Here is a 23474-nt window from a genome sequence, read left to right as displayed (position 1 = left end):
GTCGCGCTTCGGTGGCCCCTCCCGCCGCGGTGGCGGCCGGCGGGAGGGGACGGCCCCCGGAACGGGTGCGTGACGTTCCGGGCGCCTGTGGAGGTGTCAGGCGACGGGCTGCCGCAGTACGGCGACGGCCCGGGGCCCGAGCGTGAGGGTGCCGTCCGCGCCGGTGGCGCCGACGAGCACGTCACCGCCGAGGCCGGGCACCTGCACGGTGTCGTCGGTCCGGTTCACCAGGAACAGGAACCGGCCCCCGGCGCCCCGGCGGACGACCGGCTCGACCGAACCCCGCGCCTCGGCGGGCAGTTCGCTCTCCACCCCGGCCGGCTCCAGCAGCCGCGGCAGCAGCGAGGTGAGCCCCTCCACCCCGAGCCGGGTGGAGACGTACGCGGCGGAGCCGCCGCCCGCCGGCCGCCGGGTGACGGCGGGCCTGCCGGACTGTTCGCCGGTGCGGTAGCGGGCCAGCACCTCCGTCCCGGAGTCGGTCACCGTGATCCGGTCGGTCCACAGGGTGCCGGTCGTGGCGTCGTCGAGCTCCACGCTGTCGCCGGGGAGCAGCGGGCCGAACTCCTCGATGTGGATGCCGAGCAGGTCCCGCAGGGCTCCCGGATAGCCGCCGAGCCACACGTGGTCGTGCTCGTCGACGACACCGGAGAAGTACGTGGTGATCAGATGGCCGCCCTGTTCGGCGTACCGGGTGAGCGTCTTGGCCAGGTCGGCGGGGACGACGTGCAGGACGGGGGCGATCAGCACCTGGTGGCGGTGCAGGTCGGCCCGGGTGGTGACGAGGTCGGCGCGGATGCCGAGGGCGAGCAGCGCCGAGTACCAGTCGAGCGCCTCCTGCCGGTAGTCGAGCAGCGAGGTGGGGTGGGAGTCCTGCTCGCTCGCCCACCACGACTCCCAGTCGTAGAGGATGCCGACCCGGGCGGGCTCCCGCTCGGACCCGGCGAGCGGGGCGAGGCTCTCCAGGGTGGCGCCGAGGCCTGCCACGGCGCGGAACAGCTCACTGTCCGCACCGGCGTGCGGCACCATCGCCGAGTGGTACTTCTCGGCGCCCGCCGCCGACTGCCGCCACTGGAAGAAGCACACGGCGTCGGCGCCGTGGGCGACGTGCAGCAGCGAGTCGCGGACCAGGTCGCCGGGGCGCTTGGCCACGTTGACGGGCTGCCAGTTGACGGCGCTGGTGGAGTGCTCCATCAGGAACCAGGGCCGCCCGCCGGAGATGCCGCTGGTGAGGTTGGCGGAGAAGGACAGCTCGTCGCGGTCCTGCGGGCCGGGGTGGACGTAGTGGTCGTTGGAGACGAAGTCGATCTCGTCGGCCCAGTCCGGGTAGTTCATGCCCCTGGTGCCGCCCATCACCATGAAGTTGGTGGTGACCGGGATGTCCGGGGTGAGTTCCCGCAGGACCTCCCGCTCCGCGCGCAGATGGTCCTTGAGCGCGTCCGAGGAGAACCGCTTGAAGTCCAGCTGCTGGGTGGGGTTGGGATGGGAGGCGGCCAGCCGCGGCGGCAGGATCTGCTCCCAGTCGGTGTACCGCTGCGACCAGAAGGCCGTGCCCCAGGCGCTGTTGAGGGCGTCCACCGTGGAGTAGCGGGCGCGCAGCCAGTCCCGGAAGGCACGGGCCGCGTCGTCGGAGTAGTCGTACACGTTGTGGCAGCCCAGCTCGTTGTTGACGTGCCAGGCGACGAGCGCGGGGTGGCCGGCGTAGCGGGTGGCGAGTGCCCGGACCAGGCGCAGCGCGTACCGCCGGAAGACGGGCGAGGTGGGCCGCCAGTGCTGGCGCGCCCCCGGCCACAGCGTCTCCCCGGTGGCCGTGACCGGGAGGATCTCCGGGTGGGCGGTGGTGAGCCAGGGCGGCGGGGAGGCGGTGGCGGTGGCGAGGTCGACGCCGACGCCGCCCTCGTGCAGCAGGTCCATCACCTCGTCGAGCCAGGCGAAGTCCCAGGTGTCCTCGGCCGGCTGCAGCCGGGCCCAGGAGAAGATCCCCACGGACACGAGGTTGACGCCGGCCTCCCTCATCAGCCGGACGTCCTCCTCCCACACGGCGCGGGGCCACTGCTCGGGGTTGTAGTCGGCGCCGTAGACGAGACGGGGGGCGGGATCACCGTCCGCCCCGCCGGCGCGGGACAGGAGGGTGGAGATCATGGCGGTCCTTCCGAGGTGTGGTGCACGGGGGCGGCGCGGAGTCCGTCCGCGCCGCCCTGCGTCTGGTGCCGTCCTACTTCTCGACGGTGAAGCCCTGCTCCTCGGCGTACTTCACCGAGGCGTCCTGCCAGGCCTTCAGACCGTCCGCGAGCTTGGTGCCCGAGACGTAGGCCTTGCCGACCGTGTCGTTGAAGATCGAGTGGGCGTACTGCTGGAAGGGCAGGTACGACCAGTCGCTGGCGACGTTCGCGGCGGACTCGGCGAAGATCTTGTTGGCCTCCTGGCCGCCGAGGTAGTCGAACTTGGTGCTCTGGAAGTCGGCGGACTGCAGTTCCGCCTTGGTGGCGGGGAAGGCGCCCTGCTCGACGCGGGTCCCGACGCCGTCACCGGAGTTCGCGTACTCCACGAAGGCGTAGGCGAGTTCCTTGTTCCTGCCGAGCGAGGGCAGGGTCAGCGAGCTGCCGCCGTTCTCCGCGCTGGCCTTGTCGCCCTTGGTCCAGGCCGGCATCGGGGCCGCCCGCCAGTCGCCGGCCGCGTTCGGCACGCCGCTGACGAAGTTGGCGGGCATCCAGGCACCGGTGGTCAGGGTGGCGATGGTTCCGTCGCCCAGGCCCTTGTACCACTCGTCGGTCCAGCCGTTGACCGGGGCGAGGAGCTTCTCGTCGATGAGCTTCTGCCAGGTGTCCGTGTACTTCTTGGCGTTCGCGTCACTGAAGTCGATCTTCACATTGGTGCCGTCGACCTTGTACGGGCGCGAACCGGCCTGCCACAGCAGGCTGGTGGTGAAACCGGCGTCGCCCGCGTCGTTGGCGATGAAGACCTTGGGGTCGGCCTTGTGCAGCTTGCGCGCCGCGTCGACGTACTCGTCCCAGGTGGTCGGGACGGCGATCTCGTACTTGTCGAAGACCTTCTTGTTGTAGAACATCGCCATCGGGCCGGAGTCCATCGGCAGGCCGTAGACCGCCTTGTCCTCGCTCACGGCGTTCCACGGACCGGGCGTGTACCGGGAGGCCAGCTTGTCGGCGCCGAAGGGGGCCAGGTCGGTGAGGCCCTTGCCGAGCGCGTACTGGTTCACCGCGAAGTACTCGATCTGCGCGACGTCCGGGACGCCCTTCTCGGCCGATATCGCGTTCGACAGCGCGGTGTAGTGCTTGTCGCCCGACCGCTCGCTGACGAGGTTGATCTTGACCTTCGGGTACTTCTTCTCGAAGTCGGCGGCGACCGTCTTCAGCGTGGGCTCCCAGGACCACACCGTCACCGTGCCGCCCTTCTTCAGGGCCGCCTCGACGTCCGAGGCGGAGACCGCCTTGTCGGTGGAGTCGTCGTCGGAGCCGCCGCAGGCGGTGGCGCCCAGGGCCACGGCGGACAGCAGGGCGATGCCGCGCAGCAGGCGGCCGGTGTTTCTGCGCATGAGGGTGCTTCCACTTCTTCGTGGGCGGGACGGGATGAGGTGGTGGTACGGGGTGCGGGGCCGGTGAGCCGCGCGGTCACTCCTTGACGCTGCCCGCGGCGAGACCCGACTGCCAGTACTTCTGGAGCAGCAGGAACGCGGCGATCAGCGGCAGGATGGTGACCAGCGAACCGGTGATCACCAGGTTGAAGATGACCTCGCCGCCGACGGTCTCGGCCTGGGAGTTCCACGCGCTCAGACCGAGCGTCAGCGGGTACCAGTCCGGGTCCTTGAGCATGATCAGCGGCAGGAAGTAGTTGTTCCAGGTGGCGACCGTGGTGAACAGCAGCACGGTCACGATGCCGGGGGCGAGCAGCGGGAGGGCGACGGTGAAGAAGGTGCGCGCCTCGCCGGCGCCGTCGATGCGGGCGGCCTCGAGGAGTTCGGCGGGGATGGCCTCGGTGGCGAACACCCACATCAGGTACAGGCCGAACGGCGAGACCAGCGAGGGGATGATCACCGCCCACGGGGTGTCGGTGAGGCCCATCTTGCTGAACATCAGGAAGGTGGGCACCGCGAGGGCCGTGCCGGGCACCGCCACCGCGCCGATGACCGTGGCGAAGACGCCGCGCTTGCCGGGGAAGTCGAACTTCGCCAGCGCGTAGCCGCCGAGGACCGCGAGCAAGGTGGCCCCGCCGGCGCCCAGCACCACGTACAGCAGGGTGTTCAGCAGCCAGCGCGTGAACACGCCGTCGTGGTAGGTGAACGTGTCGCGGATGTTGTCCCACAGCGCGAAGTCGTCGGCGAACCACATCCCGGACGAGTCGGCCAGGCCCGCCTGGGTCTTGGTGGCGTTGATGACCAGCCAGACCAGCGGTACGACGGTGTAGAGGACGATCAGCGAGGTCAGCACGGTCAGCAGCAGGCTGCGCCTGGGCCTGTCGGGGGAGTGCCGACGCGTCCCGCGCAGCCGCGGCGCGCCGCGGCCGGCGCCGGAGGTGCTGGCGGGCGCGGCCGGGGAGGCGGTGGTGAGGGGGCTGCTCATCGGGTCACGCTCCCTTGCGCATGCCGCGCAGCTGCACGGCGTAGGCGATCACCATCGTGATCAGGCCCATGATGATGGCCACCGTCGCGGAGTAGTTGTGCTGCTGGCCGTTGAAGGACAGCGAGTACGTGTAGAAGTTCGGCGTGTAGTCGGTGGTGAGGGCGTTGCGGGCGAGCGGACGCAGGATGTTCGGCTCGTTGAAGAGCTGGAAGCTGCCGATGATGGAGAAGATCGTCGCGATGACCAGGGCGCCCCGGATCGCGGGCAGCTTGATCGCGGTGATCACGCGTATCTGTCCGGCGCCGTCGATCTCCGCCGCCTCGTACAGCGAGTGCGGGATGACGCGCAGCGCCGAGTAGAAGATCAGCATGTTGTAGCCGACGAACTCCCAGGTGACGATGTTGCCGATGGACGCCAGCACCAGGTCGGGGGAGAGCGGGTCGGGCAGCGAGACGCCGAACGCCCCGTTGATGTCGCCGACCAGGCCGTACTTCGTGCCGTACATGAAGCCCCACATGAGGGTGGCGACCACGGCGGGCACCGCGTACGGCAGGAAGATGGTGATCCGGAAGAAGCTCTTGCCGTAGAGCCGGCCGCTGTCCAGGGCCAGTGCCACCAGCAGCGCGATGCCGAGCATGATCGGCACCTGGACGCACAGGAAGAGCGAGACCCGGCCGAGGGCCGCCCAGAACCGGTCGTCCCCCAGCGCCTGTTCGTAGTTGTCGAGGCCGACGAAGGTGGTCCCGCCGATGAGCTGGTCGCGGAAGAGGCTCAGATAGAGCGAGTACGCGATCGGCGCCAGGAAGACCAGGGCGAACACGGCCACGAAGGGTCCGATGAAGCCCCACCCCCTCCAGGACCGGCGGTCCCGTCTCACCGGGGGAGGGGCCGGCCGCGGCCCGGCGGCCACCGGCGGTTGCAGCGTCGTCATGTCGTTCCTCGTTCGTCAACATTCCGGAACCGGTGACCCTGCCCCCGGCGCGGAGCCGGCGGCCGGCCTCCGATGCGTGATGTTTACGCAAACATCACGCACCGCGGAAGCTCGGGTGAGCTGTTATGTTTACGTAAACATCCGATGGCGGCATGTTTACACTGCCCCGAGGACGAGGGTCAAGGGTCCCAGGGGGAAACCGTGACGCGAGCGGCGACAGGAAGGCGGCTGACGGCGAGTGGACACGGTTGACAGAGCGCCGGTGCCCGGCACCGGCCCGGGGACGGCCGGAACGGCGCGGGGCACACCCGCCGGCGCCCCCGTCAGGAAGCGTGCCCGTGCCCGTGCCCGCACCACGGCGTCGATGGCCGACGTCGCCCGGCTCGCGGGAGTCTCCTCGCAGACCGTCTCCCGCGTCTCCAACGGCTACGCCGGGGTGAACGAGGAGACCCGCCGCCAGGTCCTGGCCGCCATGAAGGAGCTCGGCTACCGGCCCAACAGCGCGGCCCGCGCCCTCAAACGCGGCGAGTTCCGCACCATCGGCGTCATCACCTTCACGCTGTCCACCACCGGCAATGTGCGCACCCTGGAGGCGATCGCCACCTCCGCCGCGCACGAGGGCTACGCCGTGACCCTGCTGCCGGTCGCCGTGCCGACCCAGGACGAGGTGCGCGGTGCCTTCTCCCGGCTGGAGGAACTCGCCGTCGACGCCGTCATCGTCATCATGGAGGTCCACCTGCTGGACGCGGCGATGATCCAACTCCCCCCGCACGTCCAGGTGGTGGTCGTCGACTCCGACGCCGGCGACCACTACACGGTCGTCGACACCGACCAGGGCGGGGGCACCCGCACCGCGGTGCGGCACCTGCTCGGCCTCGGCCACCGCACGGTGTGGCACCTGGGCGGCCCCGAGGGCTCCTTCGCCGCCCAGCGCCGTACGGACGCCTGGCGCGCCGCGCTCACCGAGGCCGGCCGGGTGCCGCCGCCGCTGGTCCGCGGCGACTGGTCGGCGGACTCGGGCTACCGGGCCGGCCTCGAACTCGCGGCGAGGCGGGAGTGCACGGCCGTCTTCGCCGCCAACGACCAGATGGCGCTGGGGCTGTTGCGCGCCCTGCACGAGCACGGCCGGCGCGTCCCCGAGGACGTCAGCGTCATCGGCTTCGACGACATCCCCGAGGCGTCGTCCTTCCTGCCCCCGCTGACCACCGTCCACCAGGACTTCGCCGAGGTGGGCCGGCTCTGCGTCCGGGCGGTGCTGAGCAAGGTGCGCCAGGGCCGCCCGGAACGGGGCACCACCCTGGTTCCCACCCGGCTGGTGCCGCGCGCCAGCACGGCGCCGCCCCCGGAACCCGGCTGACGGGAGGGCGCCGTGCCTGCCGCGCGGGAGCCGGTCTGCGACCCCTGACGTTCTTCAGGCACATCCGGCCGGGGATCCGGCGTGCCGTGCCGTGCCGTCGCGCGCGCACCCTTCGGTGAGCGTCGGACCGAGCGCAGGCTAGCGTCCTCACATGAACGTTTCCTCGGACCGCGGCCGGCACCCGGCGTCACCGGACGGCGACGACACGACCGGAGCCGTCGCGTGACGCCCCTGGAGATGGCCGGCGTGTTCGCGGCGGGCGCCGGGGCCGGCGCCATGAACGCGGTCGTCGGCTCGGGAACCCTGATCACCTTCCCCGTGCTGCTCGCCACCGGGCTGCCCCCCGTCACCGCCACGGTCTCCAACGCGCTCGGCCTGATCCCCGGTTCCGTCACCGGCGCCATCGGCTACCGCAGGGAACTCGCCGGTCAGGGCCGGCGCGTCCGGAAGTTCGCGATCGGCGCCGCGCTGGGCGGGCTCTGCGGCGCGACGCTCCTGCTCGCCCTGCCCGCCAGGGCGTTCGAGACCATCGTGCCGACCCTCGTCGGACTCGCCCTCGTCCTGGTGGCGTTCCAGCCGCTGATCGCCAAGAAGGTGCGCAGCCGCCGCGCGAAGGGCCACTCGTCCCGTCCCGACGGCGGATGGCCGCTCTCCGCCGGCCTGTCCCTGGCCAGCGTCTACGGCGGCTACTTCGCCGCGGCCCAGGGCATCATCTACATCTCCCTGATGGGACTGCTCCTCGACGAGCCGCTGCAACGCCTCAACGCCGTCAAGAACGTGCTCGCGGCGATCGTCAACACGGTCGCCGCGGCCTTCTTCCTCTTCGTCGCCGACTTCGACTGGACGGCCGTCGCGCTCATCGCGACCGGTTCCGCCCTCGGCGGCCAGCTCGGGGCGAAGACCGGCCGCAGGTTCAGCCCCGCCGTGCTCCGCGCCCTGATCGTCACGATCGGCACCCTCGCCCTCGTCCAGCTGGTCCGCTGACCGCTTCCGCTCCCGCCGGGCACACGTCTCAGGGCAGGATCGCGTCGACGTAGCCGCCGTCGACGCGCAGCGCCCCGCCCGTCGTGGCGGACGCCTGGCGGGAGCTGAGGTAGACGACCATGTTGGCGATCTCCTCGGGCTCGATCAGCCGTCGCAGCAGCGACTGCGGCCGGTGCGCGCGCATGAACGCGCGCTGCGCCTCCTCCCAGGGGAGCTCGCGGTCCACCAGTTCGTAGACGAACTCCTCCACCCCGCCCGTGCGGGTGGGGCCGGCGATGACCGAGTTCACCGTGACGCCGGTGCCCGCGGCCTGTTTGGCGAACCCCCGGCTCACGGCGAGCAGCGCCGTCTTCGACATCCCGTAGTGGATCATCTCGGCGGGAGTGACGACCGCCGAGTCACTGGCGATGTACTGGATCCGGCCCCAGCCGCGTCCGGTCATCCCCGGCAGGAAGAGCCGGGTCAGCCGCACGGCGGCCAGGACGTTGACCTCGAAGTAGCGCCGCCACTCGTCGTCGGTGATCTCCAGCGGGTCCGCGGAGCCGAAGACACCGAGATTGTTGACCAGGACGTCCACCCGGGGCAGCGCCCCGGCGACCTGCTCGGCGCCCGCCTCCGTGGTCACGTCGGCGGCCACCGGCACCACGTCGGCGCCCGGCACCTCCCGCTCGAGGGCGGCCGCGTGCGCCCGCACCCGCTCGGCGGAGCGTCCGTTGACGGCGACCCGGGCGCCCGCCCGCGCGAGCCCGGCGGCGATGGCCGCGCCGATTCCCTGGGTGGAGCCGGTGACCAGCGCGGTGCGGCCCGTGAGATCGATGTGCACGTCGTGCTCCTCCGACCGGATGCGACGGCGGAAGGCGCGGCCCGTGCACCGGTCGCACACGCACGCCGTCCGCCCGGTCCTGCCACTTCCCCGGACCCTCCCTTCTCGAATCATCGTGACGCGTCCTGTGGGCATACGCTCGGTGTAGCGCAGTCGGAGAGACGGGAGGCGATGTGACCGCCGAGAACGCGGACGCGCCGGACGGCCGGACGGGGAGCACGGGCGACGGGACCGGCGACGGTCTGCTGGACGGGCTGGAGGTGGACGACCGGCGCCCGGAGCGTCCCGTGCTGCTCGACGCCGACGGCACCCCCATCGAGACCTGGCGCGAGAACCACCCCTATGACCGCAGGATCAAGCGGGCGGAGTACGACAGGACCAAGCGCATCCTGCAGATCGAGCTGCTGAAGATGCAGCGCTGGGTGAAGGACACCGGCCAGCGGATCGTGGTGGTCTGCGAGGGCCGCGACGCGGCCGGCAAGGGCGGCACCATCCAGCGGTTCATGGAACGCCTCAACCCCCGTGGCGCCCGCGTCGTCGCCCTGGAGAAGCCGTCCGAGCGGGAGGCGGGGCAGTGGTACTTCCAGCGCTATGTGGCCCACCTGCCGGCCCGCGGCGAGATCGTCTTCTTCGACCGCTCCTGGTACAACCGCGCGGGCGTCGAGCGGGTCATGGGGTTCTGCACGGAGGACGAGTACCGCCAGTTCCTGGCGCAGACGCCGATGTTCGAACGGCTGCTCACCGACGACGGCATCATGCTGGTGAAGTTCTGGTTCTCCGTCTCGCGGGCCGAGCAGCGGACCCGGTTCGCCATCCGCCAGGTCGACCCGGTGCGGCGCTGGAAGCTGTCGCCGATGGACCTCGCCTCGCTGGACCGCTGGGACGACTACACCAAGGCCAAGATCGAGATGTTCCGGGCGACCGACACTCCCCACGCCCCGTGGACGGTCGTGAAGAACAACGACAAGCGCCGGGGACGTCTGGAGGCCATGCGCAGCCTCCTCGACCGCTGTGACTACCCCGCGAAGGACCACGAGGCCCTCGGCAAGCCGGACCCGTTGATCGTGGGCTCGGCGGACACCCTGCTGGAGGCCGGTGAGGAACCAGCGGTCCTCTCACCGACCCCGCTCGCGGGTCCCGGCCACGGCCCGGGCAGTCACCCGGGCGCCTGACCCTGGTCACCCCAGCGGCAGCGTCACCTCGCCCGCGCCCCGGGCCTCCGCCCCGCCCGGCACCCGGACGGTGAACGGCCGGTCGGTCCCGGACGCCGTGACCCGCAGGACGTCGCCGTCCCGCCGGACCCGGAACGTCGCGGCCGGCAGTCCCGCCGCGTCCGGCACCGTGACCTCGGCCGTGTAGTCGGGCGCGGCGGCCGGGTGCACCAGCAGGACCGGACCGTCCAGCCAGTCGGCGTCCGGCCGGGAGTCGTCCCCGGAGAGCGGCAGCACGGCGCCCTCGCGGACGTAGAGCGGAAGGCTGTCGTAGCCGTGCCGTTCGGTGCGCCAGCCGGGGCCGGTGACCCGCTCGCCGCTCAGCAGGTGGGTCCAGGTGCCCTCCGGGAGGTACACCTCCACCTCGCCGTCCGCGTCGAACACGGGGGCGACGAGGAGATCACCGCCGAGCATGTACTGGCGGTCGAGCGTGCGGCACGCGGGGTCCCGCGGGAACTCCAGCAGCATCGGCCGCATCACCGGCACGCCCGTGCGGTGGGCCTCGGCGGCCGCGCCGTACAGATACGGCATGAGGCGGTGCTTGAGCAGGGTGAACTGCCGGGCGACGTCGACGGCCTCCTCGCCGAACTCCCACGGCACCCGGTACGACGTGGAGCCGTGCAGCCGGCTGTGCGAGGACAGCAGCCCGAAGGCGAGCCAGCGCTTGAACACCTCGGGGCCGGGCGTGCCCTCGAAGCCGCCGATGTCGTGGCTCCAGAAGCCGAACCCGCTCAGCGACAGGGACAGACCGCCCCGGAGCGACTCGGCCATCGCCTCGAAGGACGACCAGCAGTCGCCGCCCCAGTGCACCGGGTACTGCTGGCCGCCCGCGGTCGCGGACCGGGCGAAGACCACCGCCTCGCCCTGTCCGCGCTCCTTCTCCAGGAGCTCGAACACGGTCCGGTTGTACAGGTGCGTGTAGTAGTTGTGCATCCGCTCGGGGTCGGAGCCGTCGTGCCAGACGACATCGGTGGGGATGCGCTCGCCGAAGTCCGTCTTGAACGAGTCCACCCCCTGGTCGAGCAGCGCCTTGAGCTTCGACTGGAACCAGGCGCGCGCGTCGGGGCTGGTGAAGTCGACCAGGCCCATGCCGGCCTGCCACAGGTCCCACTGCCACACGTCGCCGTTCGCCCGGCGCACCAGGTGCCCGAGCGCGGCGGCCTCGTCGAAGAGCGGGGACTTCTGCGCGATGTACGGATTGATCCAGGCGCTGATCCGCAGGCCCTTCTCCTTGAGCCGGGCCAGCATGCCCTCCGGGTCCGGGAAGACCTCCGGGTCCCACTGGAAGTCGCACCACTGGTACTCGCGCATCCAGAAGCAGTCGAAGTGGAACACCGACAGCGGAATGCCGCGTTCGGCCATGCCGTCGACGAACGACGTCACCGTCCCCTCGTCGTACGAGGTGGTGAACGAGGTGCTGAGCCACAGGCCGAAGGACCAGGCCGGCGGCAGGGCCGGGCGTCCGGTCAGTGCCGTGTAGCGGCCCAGCACCTCCTTGGGGGTGGGCCCGGCGATGACGTAGTACTCCAGCGCCTGGTCCTCGACGCTGAACTGCACCTGTCCGACGGACTCGGAGCCGACCTCAAAGGAGACGGCGCCGGGGTGGTTGACGAAGACGCCGTAGCCGCGGGAGGACAGGTAGAACGGGACGTTCTTGTACGCCTGCTCGCTGCTGGTGCCGCCGTCGGCCTGCCACACGTCGACGGTCTGGCCGTTCTTCACGAACGGCGTGAACCGCTCGCCCAGGCCGTAGATCTGCTCGCCGACGCCGAGCGACAGCCGGCTCAGCACGTGGTGGGCCCCCTCGCCGGTGGTGGCGAAGGCGGTGCTCTTGACGCCGGCGCGGGTCAGCTCGCGTCCGTCCGCGTCGTGGAAGCCGAGACCGAAGGGGCCCGACCCGTCCAGCCGGACGGTCAGGGGACCGCTGGTCAGCTCGGTGACGGTGCCGTCCCGGCGCACCGACCCGGCGCCGTCCGCGTCGCCGGTGAGGGCGAAGTCGGGGCCCGGCCGGTACTTGCCGGCGTGGTGGGTGACCCGGACGCCGACGACGCCCTCGGCGGGGGAGAAGCACTCGACCGTGATCAGCGGAGCGTTGAGGGTGTCGCCCCTGCGTGTCACTTTCTTCACGGCGGCATACCCGGTGAAGCGCTTCGATTCCGGACGCACATCACGCACTTCGGTGGCGTACGCGATCTGGACACCGTCGCGGATGCGCCAGAACCCGTCAGTGAATTTCATGATCTTCCTCGGAGGGGGAGGGCGGCGGGGAGGTGAGGGGGAGGCTCTGACCAGGAACTATGACAGGAGACGCGAAGCCTGTCACGCCCTGGTGCGAGCAGATCGTATCGCTCGGGGTCTAGCGCGACCCGGTTCCGCTGGCGTATTAGTAATCAGGCAAAACAAATTACACCCGGTGCAGCGTCAGGCAACACCTTGGCAAGAGCCGCCACAAGTCGAAGCGCTTCACCTGCCTCCCGAAAGAGTCACCAGCTCAGCGCAGGCTGGGCCGGTCCCCACGCAAGGGCACCCACCGTGACAGCACATCCTCCGGTTGCCGCACCTCGTCCGCGCGGACGCTCGCGCAGAGCCGTCACGTCGTTCGCCGCCGTCTCCGTCCTCGTCTCCGGAGCGGCGCTGACCGGCTGTGCGGAACAGCGAGACAGCGACGTGTACACCGTGATGAACTCCTCGACCGACGAGACCTACCACCGCTGGGACGCCGAGGCGATGGCCCGCTGCGGCAAGCGGCTGGGCGTCACCATCGAGCAGCAGAGCGTCCCCGCGGCGCAGGTGATGACGAAGGCGCTGCGCATGGCCTCGTCGAAGTCGCTGCCGGACATCGTGCAGTTCGACGCCTCCGAGATGCCGACCTTCGCCGACGCCGGCGGGCTCGTCGACCTGCGCACCCTGGGACTGACCACCGAGGACGTCCCCGAGGGCATCGTCGGCTTCGGCTCCTACAAGGGCACCTACTACGGCGCGGCCCGCTCCGTGAACACCCTCGCGCTCTTCTACAACAAGGACGTCCTCGACGAGGCGGGCGTGCAGGTGCCCACCACCTGGGACGAGCTGCGGGAGACGGCGAAGAAGCTCACCCAGGGCAAGCGGTACGGCCTGGCGCTGAGCGCCGGCGGCGCCGAGGACGGCGTCTTCCAGTTCACGCCCTTCATGTGGTCCAACGGCGGCGACGAGACGGACCTCGACAGCCCCCAGGTCGTCGGCGCGCTCGACTACTGGAAGGCGCTGCTCCAGGACGGCTCGCTGTCCAAGTCCACGGTCAACTGGACACAGGCCGATGTGAACGACCAGTTCATGGCGGGCAACGCGGCCATGATGATCAACGGCCCGTGGCAGGTCGAGACCCTCAACACCAAGAAGTCGCTGCACTGGGAGATCGCTCAGATCCCCGTGCCCGAGACCGGCGCCGAGTCGGTGGGACCGCTCGGCGGCGCCGTGCTCACCGTGCCCAACACCGGGGACGCCGAGCGCGAGAAGACCGCCGGCCGGATCGTCGGCTGCCTGGCGGGCGAGAAGGAGCAGCTCACCTACGCCCTGAACAGCTGGATGGTCCCCGCCAACGAGAAGGCCGCCGCGAAGTGGCGCGCGGAGGTGCCCGAACTGGACGCGCTGGCCGACCAGGTCGCCGCCGCCCGGTCCCGCACCGCCAAGCTCGGCGCCGGCTGGTCCGGTGTCTCGCTCGCCCTGCAGAGCGCCTTCCAGTCCGCCCTGACCGGCCAGTCCAGCGAGGCCGCCCTGAAGCGCGCCCAGCAGCGGGCCACGAGCGGGAACTGAGGTACGCGCCCATGACCACGTCCACCGTCACCGCTCCGGCGTCCGCGAAGACCGCCCGGAAGGCCGCCGCGCCGGACCCGGCCCGCCGGCGCCTGCGCCGCCGGCTCGCCCAGTGGGGCTTCGTCGCCCCCGCCGTCGTCTTCATGCTGCTGTTCTTCGGCTACCCGCTCGTCCGCAACATCGTGATGAGCTTCCAGCACTACACGCCGAAGACGTTCTTCACCGGCGAGGCCCCGTTCAACGGCGCCGACAACTGGTCGTCCGTCTTCCAGGACGTCCTGTTCGGCAAGGCCCTGTGGCACACCCTCGTCTTCACCGCCGGCTCCCTGCTCGGCCAGTTCTGCATCGGCCTCGCCCTCGCCGTCTTCTTCAACCGCAGGTTCCCCCTGAACGGTGTCCTGCGGTCGCTGATCCTGCTGCCCTGGCTGGTGCCCATGGTGGTGTCCGGCATCGTGTGGCGCCGCATTCTGGACCAGGACACCGGCGTACTGAACACCTTCCTCGACACCGTGGGCCTGGGCGGTCAGACCCCGTGGCTGACCAGCCCCGACATGGCGCTGCTGTCGGTGATCCTGGTCAACATCTGGATCGGCATCCCGTTCAACATGGTCATCCTCTACGGCGGCCTCCAGGAGATCCCCAAGGAGCTGTACGAGGCGTCCGCCCTGGACGGCGCCTCGGCCTGGCGGACCTTCCGCTCCGTCACCCTGCCGCTGCTCAAGCCGGTGATCACGGTCGTCCTGGTGCTGGGCTTCATGTCGACGGTCAAGATCCTCGACCTGATCCTCGCGCTCACCGACGGCGGCCCCGCCGACGCCACCCAGACCCTGGGCACGCTCACCTACCAGAACTCCTTCGTGGAGCTGGACTTCGGCGCCGGCGCGGTCGTCGGCAACGTACTCATCGTCATCTCCGCGGTGTTCGCGGTGTTCTACCTGCGGGCCAACCGCACCGAGGGGAAGTGACCGACATGGCCGCCGACACTCCCACCGCGTCCCGGCGCCGCTGGGGCTCCACCGTCGCCGGTGTGCTCGTCCTGGGCGTGATGCTGTTCCCGCTGTACTGGATGCTCAACACGGCACTCCAGCCCGAGTCCGGCCTGCTCCAGGTCGACCCGGTGCCCGGCGGACTCGACCTGTCCGGGTTCTCCAAGGCCCTCAGCGACCAGGGCGGTCACCTGCTGACCTCGCTGCTGGTCTCGTTCGGCGCCGTCGCCATCTGCCTGGCCGTCTCGGCCCCGGCGGCGTACGGACTGGCCCGGTTCGGTCTGCGCGGCTCGCGCACCATGGTCTTCGGGACCCTGATCACCCAGATGGTGCCCGGCATCGTGATCGCCAACGCCCTCTACAACTCGTACGTCGACCTGGGCCTGGTGAACTCCTACTTCGGCCTGATGCTCGCGGACGCCTCGCTCGGCATCCCGTTCTCCATCGTCCTGATGCGCTCCTTCATGGTGTCCATCCCGGGCGAGGTCCTCGAGGCCGCCGAGATCGACGGCGCGGGGCCGGTGCGGGTCTTCCTGCGGGTGGTGCTCCCGATGAGCCGCAACTCGCTGATCACCTCCGGACTGTTCGCGTTCCTGTTCGCGTGGAGCGACTTCATGTTCGCGCTCACCCTGAACACCACCGACGACGTCAAGCCGGTCACGCTGGGCATCTACCAGTACATCGGCGCCCACGTCGGCGACTGGGGCTCGGTCATGGCCGCGTCCGTGCTCTCCGCCGTCCCGGCGGCGATCCTGCTCGTCCTCGCCCAGAAGTACATCGCCGCCGGCATCGCCGGCGGCTCCGTCAAGTGAACACCGCACGTCTCGAGATGGACCGATACGCATGAGTGAGTTCCCCGGTTTCCCGCCCGGCTTCGTCTTCGGCGCGGCGACCGCCTCGTACCAGATCGAGGGCGCGGCCTACGAGGACGGCCGCGGCCCGTCGATCTGGGACACCTACAGCCACACCCCCGGCCTGGTCGTGAACGGCGACACCGGTGACGTGGCCTGCGACCACTACCACCGCTACCCCGAGGACGTGGCCCTGCTGCGCGACCTCGGCGTCGGCTCGTACCGCTTCTCCGTCGCCTGGCCGCGCGTCGTGCCCGACGGCACCGGCCCGGTGAACCCCAAGGGCCTGGACTTCTACTCCCGTCTGGTCGACGAACTCCTCGCCGCCGGCATCGAACCCGCCGTCACCCTCTACCACTGGGACCTCCCGCAGGCCCTGGAGGACCGCGGCGGCTGGCGGGTGCGGGAGACCGCCGAGCGGTTCGCCGAGTACGCGGCCGTCGTCGCCGGGCACCTGGGCGACCGGGTGCCGCGCTGGATCACCCTCAACGAGCCCTGGTGCAGCGCCTTCCTCGGCTACTCCGTCGGCCGTCACGCCCCGGGCGCCCGCGAGGGCCGGGGCGCGCTGGCCGCCGCCCACCACCTGCTGGTGGGCCACGGACTGGCCGTCCAGGCGCTCCGGTCCGCCGGGGTCCGGGAGGCCGGCATCACCCTCAACCTCGACCACCACCTGCCCGCCACCGGCTCCGCCGCCGACCGGGAGGCCGTGGTGCGCGCCGACACCCTGCACAACCTGGTGTGGACGGAGCCGATCCTCGCCGGGCGCTACCCGGACACCGAGGAGGACACCTGGGGGGAGCTGATCACCGGGGAGGACTTCCGCCGCGACGGCGACCTCGAGGTGATCTCCCAGCCCCTGGACTTCCTCGGCATCAACTACTACCGCCCGATCGTCGTCGCCGGCGCCCCGCACCGCGAGAGCGACCCCGCGCTGCGGGTGGCGACCGACAACCGCTACGCCGAGACGGCGATGCCCGGTGTCCGGCGCACCGCGATGGGCTGGCCGGTCGCCCCGGAGACCTTCACCGACCTCCTGGTGGACCTCAAGGAGCAGTACGGCGACGCCCTGCCGCCGGTGTACATCACCGAGAACGGCTCCGCCGAGGACGACGAGGTGAGCGCGGACGGCGCCGTGCACGACACCGGCCGGGTGGCGTACCTGCGCGATCACCTCGCCGCGCTGCGGGCCGCCGTCGACGCGGGCGTGGACGTGCGCGGCTACTACGTGTGGTCCCTGCTCGACAACTTCGAATGGGCCTTCGGCTACGACAAGCGCTTCGGCATCGTCCGGGTCGACTACGACACCCAGCGGCGCGTCCCGAAGGACAGCTACCACTGGTACCGGCGCCTGATCGCCGCCCAGCGTCCCTGAGGGGCGGGGCCGTCGGTCCGGGCGGTGCCTCCGCGGTCGTGGAAGGCACCGCCCGGACGCCCCGTCCGGCTGAGGCGCCGGGGGCCGCTCGACGGCGCCCCGCGGAATCGCATGCTCCCAACCGTTGACAGGTCCATACCAGGGCGGGACGCTGAGAGCGCTCTCAGAACGACTCCCCCCACAGCTGAACGGAGAAGGAGCATGCTGCGCACACTCAAACGCCGGGCCACGGCGATCGGGTTGAGCATCGCCACGGTGCTGGGCGGCTCACTGCTCGCCACCGGCGTCCCGTCCCCGGCCCACGCCGCGGTCCCGGACACCATCCCCCTGCAGATCACCAACAACTCGGGCCGCGGCGAGCAGCTGTACGTCTACAACCTCGGCACCCAGCTGTCGACCGGCAGACAGGGCTGGGCCGACGCGAGCGGCACCTTCCACCCCTGGCCCGCGGGCGGCAACCCGCCCACCCCCGCGCCCGACGCCTCGATCACGGGCCCGGCGGCGGGACGGTCCACGACCGTCCGCCTCCCGAAGTTCTCCGGCCGCATCTACTTCTCCTACGGCCAGAAGCTCGTGTTCAAGCTGACCACCGGCGGTCTGGTCCAGCCCGCCGTGCAGAACCCGACGGACCCCAACCGCGACATCCTGTTCAACTGGTCGGAGTACACGCTCAACGACGCGGGCCTGTGGCTCAACAGCACCCAGGTCGACATGTTCTCCGCGCCCTACTCGGTGGGGGTGCGCCGCGCCGACGGCGGCACGACGAGCACCGGCAAGCTCAAGTCCGGCGGCTACAACGCGGTGCTCAACACCCTCAGGGGACAGTCCGGAGGCTGGGCCAACCTGATCCAGACCCGCTCCGACGGCACCGTGCTGCGGGCCCTGTCCCCGCTGTACGGGCTGGAGACGGGCGCCCTTCCGGCGTCGGTCATGGACGACTACATCAACCGGGTCTGGCAGAAGTACGCCGGCTCCACGCTGACGGTCACGCCCTTCACCGACCAGCCGGGCGTCAAGTACTACGGCCGGGTCTCGGGCGGCGTCATGAACTTCACCAACAGCGCGGGCGCCGTCGTCACCAGCTTCCAGAAGCCGGACGCCTCCTCCGTCTTCGGCTGCCACGGGAAGCTCGACGCCCCCAACGACCAGGTGCGCGGCCCCATTTCGCGCACCCTCTGCGCGGGCTTCAACCGCTCCACGCTCCTCACCAACCCCAGCCAGCCCGACTCCGGCTCCGGTGACTTCTACCGGGACGGCGTCACCAACCACTACGCCCGCGCCATCCACGCGCAGATGGCCGACGGGAAGGCGTACGCCTTCGCCTTCGACGACGTGGGCAACCACGAGTCGCTCGTCCACGACGGCAACCCGAGCCAGGCCCTGCTCACCCTCGACCCCTTCAACTGACCGCTCCTGTACCGCGGACACCGAGCCGGTGGCGGCGCGCACAGCGGGTGCCGCCACCGGACCGCCGCCGGGGAGCGCTCAGGGCGGTGGCACGGGCCGCACGGCCAGGACGGCGATGTCGTCGTCACCGTCGGCGCCCAGACCGATGAGCAACTCGTCGCAGAACGCCTCGAGCGGCTCCCGGGCCAGCGCGGCGGCGTGCACGCGCAGCCGCTCCATGGCGTCGTCCAGGTGTTCCCCCCGGCGTTCGATCAGCCCGTCGGTGTACAGCAGTACCGTCGCGTGCGCCGGGATCGCGTCCCGTGCCTCGGGGCGTCGAATCCGGGGATCCACCCCCAGCAGCAGCCCCGAGCCCCCCTCCAGGAACCGTGTGCGGCCGTCCGGGCGAACGAGCAACGGCGGCAGATGCCCCGCGGAGGAGTGCACCAGCTGCCAGGGCCCCTCCTCGGGGCCCTTGACCAGGCCGTAGATGCAGGTGGCGGTGGACTCGCGGTAGAGACTGTGGTTCGCCAGGTCGAGACGGCGCAGCACGGTCGACGGCGGCTCCTGACGGTCCACGGCGATGCCACGCAGCATGCTGCGCAGCTGGCTCATGGTGATCGCCGCGTCCAGGTTGTGCCCGGTGACGTCGCCGATGACCAGCGCCGTGTCCCCGTCGGGCAGGAGGAAACTGTCGTACCAGTCGCCGCCGACCTGGGCGGTGGCGGAGGACGCGGCGTAGCGTGCGGCGAGCTGCACGTTCCCGGCGTCCCGCAGTTTCGGCAGCAGCGAGCGCTGGAGGCGTTCGGCGATGTTGCGCGTCTCCTGGTGGAGACGGAGGTTGTCCACTCCCAGGGCGAGACTGCGCACCAGATCGTGGACCAGCGGCAGGTCCTCCTCGGTGAACGGCGCGTCCCGTGCGTGGCGGGCCACCGTGAGCGCGCCGATGATCTGTCTGCGGACCCGCAGCGGGGCGACGACGGCGCTGTCCGCGCCCATGGTCCGGAACAGTCCCAGGTAGTGCGCGTCCAGGGGACTCGCGACCTGGCTGGGCGACGGGGGACCGGTGAGCAGCAGCGGGCCTGCCCCGCGCAGCGCACGCGCCAGCGGCCCCCGGGCGGCGTCGGACAGCGGCGGCAGCCGCCCCTGGTAATCCTCGGGCCAGGCATCGCCCGACGAGCGGTGGACGACGCGGGCCCGCTCCACCCGGGCGTCCTCGGTGAACAGGTCCACCGCGCACCAGTCGGCCAGCCGGTCGGTGAGGATCCGGCCCACCCGCTCCAGACCCTCGTCCAGGTACGGGGCGTTGCTCAGCGCGGCCGCGGTGTCGGCCAGCAGCGAGAGCCGCACCAGCGCGGAACGGTCCGCCGACCGCCCGGTGTCCTCGGCGGCCATCGGCGACGACCGGTCCGGCTGCCGCTGTCCCATGGGCGGACGGATCCTGCCCGGCGGATGCGTGGAAGGGCTGGGCACGGCGCCCCGCGGGGTGAGCTGGGCGACGAAGACGGTCCGGCCGTCGGCCGTCTCCTGCGGCTGGATGAACAGCCGCACGGGAACCAGCCGGCCGTCGTGGTGCAGCGCGGGCAGCGGCACCGAGCGGCCCAGGATCCGGGGCTGCCCGCTGAGCAGCAGGGACGTGAACGCCGTGACGTGCCGTGCCCGGAGGTGCTCCGGGACGAGGGTGGTGAGCGGCCGCCCGACCAGGTCGCCCGCGTTCCAGCCGAGCAGGTCCGCCGCGGGCCCGTTCACCGCGATGATCCGGTTCCGCTCGTCGGCGGCGATCGTGGGAACCCTGCTGGCCTGCACATGCCCGGCGTCCCACGCCACCAGCTCCGACGGGCCGGCGCCGGGAACGCCGGGCACCACCGTCCATGCCGTGGGGTGCCCCCCGGCCAGCTGACCGACGATCTGGTCGAACAGCCATTGGTGGAACAGCCGCTGCCGCGGCAGCGCGGGGAGCGTCAGCAGGTGTTCCTCGCGGGCGGCTTCCTCGGCGAGGTCGAGGACCGCGCGCAGGGTCCGCACCGACGGCCCGGCGTCCGGCGGCAGCGACAGGGGCAGCGAGCGGAGTCCCCGCTCGGCGGGATGCGGCCGCAGCGCGGCCGTCACGGACGCGGTGATCAGCTGGCTCGTGTCCTGCGCCACGGCGGCGTCCCGCGGGGTCACTCCGACGTCCTGCCCGGCGGCCACGGCCAGCGTGACCTCCCGCAGCAGGGTGTGCCGGTGCTGCTCGGCCGCCGCGCAGAGCGCCGTCGGCACGTCCAGCAGCGTCACCGTCGCCTCCCCGCCCGCGGGCGCCGCGGGAGGCTCCCAGTCGTCCGGGCGCCGGGGCGGCCCCTCGGGCCCCAGCTCGAACCACACGGTCTTGCCCCGGTCACCCGTCTCGACGCCCCGCCGGGACGCCAGCCGGGCCACCAGCGGCAGACCCTGCCCCGTACCCGCGTACGGCGGCCACCCGTGCGGCACCAGTGCGCGGTCCGGACGGCGGTCGCCGACCCGCACCCGGACCGTGCCGCCCTCGGACCGGGCCGTCACCTCGGCCTCCGTGCGGGCGTGCAGCACCACGTTGGTGACCAGTTCGCTGACCAGCAGCTGGGCGGTGGCCACCAGGTCCGGCGCGGCACCGGCGAGCGCGGCCCCGACGAACCGCCGGGCCTGCGCCACACTCTCCGGCGCCTGAGGGAACCGGCGCGACGGTGTCCCGCGGGCATTGAGGTCGCCCATCACCTCAGTGTGCCTCACCGGCCCCGGCCTTTCGCTGCGGACACGGGCCCGCCGGACGTCCCCCGGACCGGTCCCCGGTGATCCCGGCGACCCGCCGCCCCATAGGGTGCCTCCATGTCTGCGACGTTGAACGCGGGGAAGACCCGCGCCGCGCTGCGCACCTCGGCGCGTATCTCCGGCGAGCTGCTGCTGGTCCTGGTGGCGGCCGCGGTGGCCGTGTGGGCGCTCGGCCGGATGTGGTCGGTGGTCTGGCCCCTGATAGTCGGGCTGCTCCTCACCACGCTCACCTGGCCCCCGACCCGCTTCCTGCGCCGCAGAGGCATGGCGCCGGCGCTCGCCGCGTCCCTGGTGACCGTGCTGTTCCTGCTGGTGGCCGCGGGCACCGCGGCACTGATCGCGGTGCCCGTGACGTCCGAGTCCGGCAAGCTCGCCGACGGTGTCGTCGAGGGCGTCCAGCACTTGCGCGAATGGGCCGCGGGGCCGCCGCTGAACATCGGCGAGGCCCAGATCGCCGGTGCCTTCGACACCGCGACCGCCCGCATCCAGGACAGCGCCGGGGCCATCGCCACCACCGCCGTCACGGGCGTGAGCACCGTCTTCAGCGGTGTGGTCACGGCCGTCCTGGCGCTCTTCCTGATGTTCTTCTTCCTCAAGGACGGCCCGCGCTTCCTGCCGTGGCTCGCCCGGCAGCTCCCCGGCCGGCTGGCCACCGACGTCCCGGCCGTGGCCGCGCGCTGCTGGGACACCCTCGGCGCCTTCGTGCGGTCGCAGGCGCTCGTCGGCCTGCTCGACGCGGTGTTCATCGGACTGGGCCTGTGGCTCCTGAACGTCCCGCTCGTGCTGCCGCTGTCGGTGCTGACCTTCGTGTCGGCGTTCGTGCCCATCGTGGGCGCCCTGTTCGCCGGCTTCGTCGCGGTGCTGATCGCGCTGGTGTCCAACGGGCTGATGAACGCGCTGCTCGTGCTGGCCGTCATCGTGGTGGTGCAGCAGCTCGAGGGCAATGTGTTCCAGCCCATGATCCAGAGTCGCGGACTAGGGCTGCACGCGGTGGTCGTGCTGCTGGCGGTGACACTGGGCGGCAGCGTGGCCGGCATCGTCGGCAGCCTGCTCGCCGTACCCGTCGCCGCGCTGCTCGCGGTCGTCTGGAACTATCTGCGCGAACAGCTCGCCGACCCGCCGCGGGAACCGCGGGCCGACGGCGCGCAGACCTGACCGGCACACCGGCCCCCGTCCTCCGGAAGGAAAGCCTCACGTGACGTACGACCTCACCGCCCTGCGGGCCCGGGTGCCCGCGCTGGCCGCCGGCACCGCCCACTTCGACGGCCCCGGCGGCACCCAGACGCCGCAGCCCGTCATCGAGGCGATCGCCGCCGCGCTGTCCCGGCCGCTGTCCAACCGGGGCGACGCCCTGCCGGGCGAGCGCAACGCCGGGACGATCGTCGCCGGGGCCCGCCGCGCCATGGCCGACCTCCTGGGGGCCGACCCGGCGGGCGTCGTCTTCGGCCGCAGCGCCACCCAGCTCACCTACGACTTCTCCCGCACGCTCGCCGCGACCTGGTCACCCGGCGACGAGGTGGTCGTCACCCGGCTCGACCACGACGCCAACATCCGCCCCTGGGTGCAGGCGGCCGAGCGGGCCGGCTGCACGGTCCGCCGGGCGGACTTCGACCCGGCTACCGGCGAACTGACCGCCGACCACATCCGCGCCGTGCTCTCCGGCCGCACCCGGCTGGTCGCCGTCACCGCGGCATCCAACCTGCTCGGCACGGTCCCCCCGATCGCGGAGATCGCACGGCTGGTGCACGAGGCCGGCGCCCTGCTGTACGTGGACGGCGTGCACTACGCCGCGCACGCCCTGGCCGACATCGAGGCGCTCGGCGCCGACTTCCTCGTCTGCTCCCCTTACAAGTTCCTCGGCCCTCACCTCGGTGTCCTGGCGGCCCGTCCCGCGCTTCTGGAGACGCTGCGCCCGGACAAACTGCTGCCCTCCACGGACGTGGTGCCCGAGCGTTTCGAACTGGGCACGCTGCCCTACGAGTTCCTCGCGGGCACCGCTGCGGCGGTTGACTTCCTGGCCGGACTGGGCGCACCGGGCGGCACCCGCCGCGAGCGGCTCGCGTCGGCCTTCGCGCGGATCGAGGAACACGAGGGCGCCCTGCGCGACCGGCTGGAGAAGGGACTGGCCGCCCTGCCGCGGGTCACCGTCCACTCCCGGGCCGCCCGCCGCACCCCGACCCTGCTCGTCACCCTCGACGGCCGCGAGACCGCCGACGCCTACCGCTTCCTGGCCGAACGCGGCGTCCACGCGCCCTCCGGCCACTTCTACGCGCTGGAGGCCTCCCGCCATCTCGGCCTCGGCGACACCGGCGGCCTGCGCGTCGGACTCGCCCCCTACACCAGCGGTGAGGACGTCGACCGCCTCCTGACGGGCCTGGCGGACTTCCTGGAGTGAACGGTGTGACGGCCGGGCCCCGCGGTGGCAA

17 protein-coding genes are annotated in these 23474 nt (G+C 71.7%); 10 read left to right on the top strand and 7 right to left on the bottom strand.

Going from position 1 to position 23474, the window contains the following annotated elements; all coding sequences use genetic code 11:
• Window positions 1-96 precede the first annotated feature (96 nt).
• The 4 genes from CNQ36_RS02160 to CNQ36_RS02145 all read right to left on the bottom strand — a co-directional run bounded on the left by CNQ36_RS02160 (window position 97) and on the right by CNQ36_RS02145 (window position 5505).
• Window positions 97-2139, bottom strand: coding sequence for a beta-galactosidase (locus CNQ36_RS02160; protein WP_121544700.1), 2043 nt, complete (start codon window positions 2137-2139; stop codon window positions 97-99).
• 73 nt (window positions 2140-2212) lie between these two features.
• Window positions 2213-3550, bottom strand: a complete 1338-nt coding sequence (locus tag CNQ36_RS02155; protein ID WP_121544699.1) for an ABC transporter substrate-binding protein — start codon at window positions 3548-3550, stop codon at window positions 2213-2215.
• A gap of 76 nt (window positions 3551-3626) precedes the next feature.
• Window positions 3627-4574: a carbohydrate ABC transporter permease gene (locus CNQ36_RS02150; protein ID WP_004935916.1), complete on the bottom strand. Its 948-nt coding sequence runs from the start codon at window positions 4572-4574 to the stop codon at window positions 3627-3629.
• Between the two features lie 4 nt (window positions 4575-4578).
• The gene (locus tag CNQ36_RS02145; protein WP_121544698.1) at window positions 4579-5505 is read right to left on the bottom strand and encodes a carbohydrate ABC transporter permease; all 927 of its coding nucleotides are present in this window, start codon (window positions 5503-5505) and stop codon (window positions 4579-4581) included.
• A 364-nt stretch (window positions 5506-5869) separates the two neighbouring features.
• On the opposite strand from CNQ36_RS02145, the gene CNQ36_RS02140 reads away from it, so the two are divergent.
• Together CNQ36_RS02140 and CNQ36_RS02135 are read left to right on the top strand one after the other, a co-directional pair.
• Window positions 5870-6862, top strand: a complete 993-nt coding sequence (locus CNQ36_RS02140) for a LacI family DNA-binding transcriptional regulator (protein ID WP_040908005.1) — start codon at window positions 5870-5872, stop codon at window positions 6860-6862.
• Between the two features lie 222 nt (window positions 6863-7084).
• On the top strand, window positions 7085-7846 hold the full coding sequence (locus CNQ36_RS02135; protein WP_121544697.1) for a sulfite exporter TauE/SafE family protein: 762 nt from the start codon (window positions 7085-7087) through the stop codon (window positions 7844-7846).
• Between the two features lie 28 nt (window positions 7847-7874).
• Here CNQ36_RS02135 and CNQ36_RS02130 read toward each other — a convergent pair whose 3' ends face one another.
• The gene (locus CNQ36_RS02130; protein ID WP_121548331.1) at window positions 7875-8669 is read right to left on the bottom strand and encodes an SDR family NAD(P)-dependent oxidoreductase; all 795 of its coding nucleotides are present in this window, start codon (window positions 8667-8669) and stop codon (window positions 7875-7877) included.
• A gap of 173 nt (window positions 8670-8842) precedes the next feature.
• On the opposite strand from CNQ36_RS02130, the gene ppk2 reads away from it, so the two are divergent.
• Window positions 8843-9841, top strand: a complete 999-nt coding sequence (ppk2, locus tag CNQ36_RS02125; protein ID WP_004935930.1) for a polyphosphate kinase 2 — start codon at window positions 8843-8845, stop codon at window positions 9839-9841.
• A gap of 6 nt (window positions 9842-9847) precedes the next feature.
• On the opposite strand, the gene yicI is transcribed toward ppk2, so the two are convergent.
• A complete protein-coding gene (yicI, locus tag CNQ36_RS02120; RefSeq protein ID WP_121544696.1) occupies window positions 9848-12118 on the bottom strand; it encodes an alpha-xylosidase in 2271 nt (756 codons plus the stop codon).
• 294 nt (window positions 12119-12412) lie between these two features.
• Here yicI and CNQ36_RS02115 point away from each other — a divergent pair, with 294 nt between their 5' ends.
• The 5 genes from CNQ36_RS02115 (at window position 12413) to CNQ36_RS02095 (ending at window position 18288) form a co-directional block, all read left to right on the top strand.
• On the top strand, window positions 12413-13672 hold the full coding sequence (locus CNQ36_RS02115; protein WP_121544695.1) for an ABC transporter substrate-binding protein: 1260 nt from the start codon (window positions 12413-12415) through the stop codon (window positions 13670-13672).
• Between the two features lie 11 nt (window positions 13673-13683).
• Window positions 13684-14637: a carbohydrate ABC transporter permease gene (locus CNQ36_RS02110; RefSeq protein WP_121544694.1), complete on the top strand. Its 954-nt coding sequence runs from the start codon at window positions 13684-13686 to the stop codon at window positions 14635-14637.
• Window positions 14638-14642: 5 nt separating this feature from the next.
• Window positions 14643-15470 carry a carbohydrate ABC transporter permease gene (locus tag CNQ36_RS02105; protein WP_040908908.1) on the top strand — a complete coding sequence of 276 codons (828 nt, stop codon included), beginning with the start codon at window positions 14643-14645 and terminating at the stop codon, window positions 15468-15470.
• A 31-nt stretch (window positions 15471-15501) separates the two neighbouring features.
• Entirely contained in the window at window positions 15502-16881 is a 1380-nt protein-coding gene (locus CNQ36_RS02100; protein WP_121544693.1) for a GH1 family beta-glucosidase, read from the top strand.
• Window positions 16882-17082: 201 nt separating this feature from the next.
• The gene (locus CNQ36_RS02095; protein WP_121544692.1) at window positions 17083-18288 is read left to right on the top strand and encodes a glycoside hydrolase family 64 protein; all 1206 of its coding nucleotides are present in this window, start codon (window positions 17083-17085) and stop codon (window positions 18286-18288) included.
• Between the two features lie 78 nt (window positions 18289-18366).
• On the opposite strand, the gene CNQ36_RS02090 is transcribed toward CNQ36_RS02095, so the two are convergent.
• Complete coding sequence (locus CNQ36_RS02090) at window positions 18367-20991, bottom strand: SpoIIE family protein phosphatase (RefSeq protein ID WP_121544691.1); 2625 nt, start codon at window positions 20989-20991, stop codon at window positions 18367-18369.
• A gap of 114 nt (window positions 20992-21105) precedes the next feature.
• On the opposite strand from CNQ36_RS02090, the gene CNQ36_RS02085 reads away from it, so the two are divergent.
• Both CNQ36_RS02085 and CNQ36_RS02080 read left to right on the top strand, forming a co-directional pair.
• The gene (locus CNQ36_RS02085) at window positions 21106-22203 is read left to right on the top strand and encodes an AI-2E family transporter (RefSeq protein ID WP_121544690.1); all 1098 of its coding nucleotides are present in this window, start codon (window positions 21106-21108) and stop codon (window positions 22201-22203) included.
• A 40-nt stretch (window positions 22204-22243) separates the two neighbouring features.
• Entirely contained in the window at window positions 22244-23443 is a 1200-nt protein-coding gene (locus CNQ36_RS02080; RefSeq protein WP_121544689.1) for a cysteine desulfurase-like protein, read from the top strand.
• Window positions 23444-23474 lie beyond the last annotated feature (31 nt).

Source organism: Streptomyces fungicidicus (genome assembly GCF_003665435.1).
GTDB classification, from domain to species: Bacteria; Actinomycetota; Actinomycetes; order Streptomycetales; family Streptomycetaceae; genus Streptomyces; species Streptomyces fungicidicus.
The sequence above is the reverse complement of the archived record's forward strand: the minus strand, read 5'-3'. Positions and strand labels throughout refer to the sequence as shown.

What these genes read in the sequence shown, in the direction of transcription:
- CNQ36_RS02090 (WP_121544691.1), bottom strand. Translation starts at nt 20,991, where the DNA reads ATGGGCGACCTCAATGCCCGCGGGACACCGTCGCGCCGGTTCCCTCAG.
- CNQ36_RS02150 (WP_004935916.1), bottom strand. Translation starts at nt 4,574, where the DNA reads ATGAGCAGCCCCCTCACCACCGCCTCCCCGGCCGCGCCCGCCAGCACC.
- CNQ36_RS02145 (WP_121544698.1), bottom strand. Translation starts at nt 5,505, where the DNA reads ATGACGACGCTGCAACCGCCGGTGGCCGCCGGGCCGCGGCCGGCCCCT.
- CNQ36_RS02100 (WP_121544693.1), top strand. Translation starts at nt 15,502, where the DNA reads ATGAGTGAGTTCCCCGGTTTCCCGCCCGGCTTCGTCTTCGGCGCGGCG.
- CNQ36_RS02105 (WP_040908908.1), top strand. Translation starts at nt 14,643, where the DNA reads ATGGCCGCCGACACTCCCACCGCGTCCCGGCGCCGCTGGGGCTCCACC.
- CNQ36_RS02140 (WP_040908005.1), top strand. Translation starts at nt 5,870, where the DNA reads ATGGCCGACGTCGCCCGGCTCGCGGGAGTCTCCTCGCAGACCGTCTCC.
- CNQ36_RS02095 (WP_121544692.1), top strand. Translation starts at nt 17,083, where the DNA reads ATGCTGCGCACACTCAAACGCCGGGCCACGGCGATCGGGTTGAGCATC.
- CNQ36_RS02155 (WP_121544699.1), bottom strand. Translation starts at nt 3,550, where the DNA reads ATGCGCAGAAACACCGGCCGCCTGCTGCGCGGCATCGCCCTGCTGTCC.
- CNQ36_RS02160 (WP_121544700.1), bottom strand. Translation starts at nt 2,139, where the DNA reads ATGATCTCCACCCTCCTGTCCCGCGCCGGCGGGGCGGACGGTGATCCC.
- CNQ36_RS02110 (WP_121544694.1), top strand. Translation starts at nt 13,684, where the DNA reads ATGACCACGTCCACCGTCACCGCTCCGGCGTCCGCGAAGACCGCCCGG.
- yicI (WP_121544696.1), bottom strand. Translation starts at nt 12,118, where the DNA reads ATGAAATTCACTGACGGGTTCTGGCGCATCCGCGACGGTGTCCAGATC.
- CNQ36_RS02085 (WP_121544690.1), top strand. Translation starts at nt 21,106, where the DNA reads ATGTCTGCGACGTTGAACGCGGGGAAGACCCGCGCCGCGCTGCGCACC.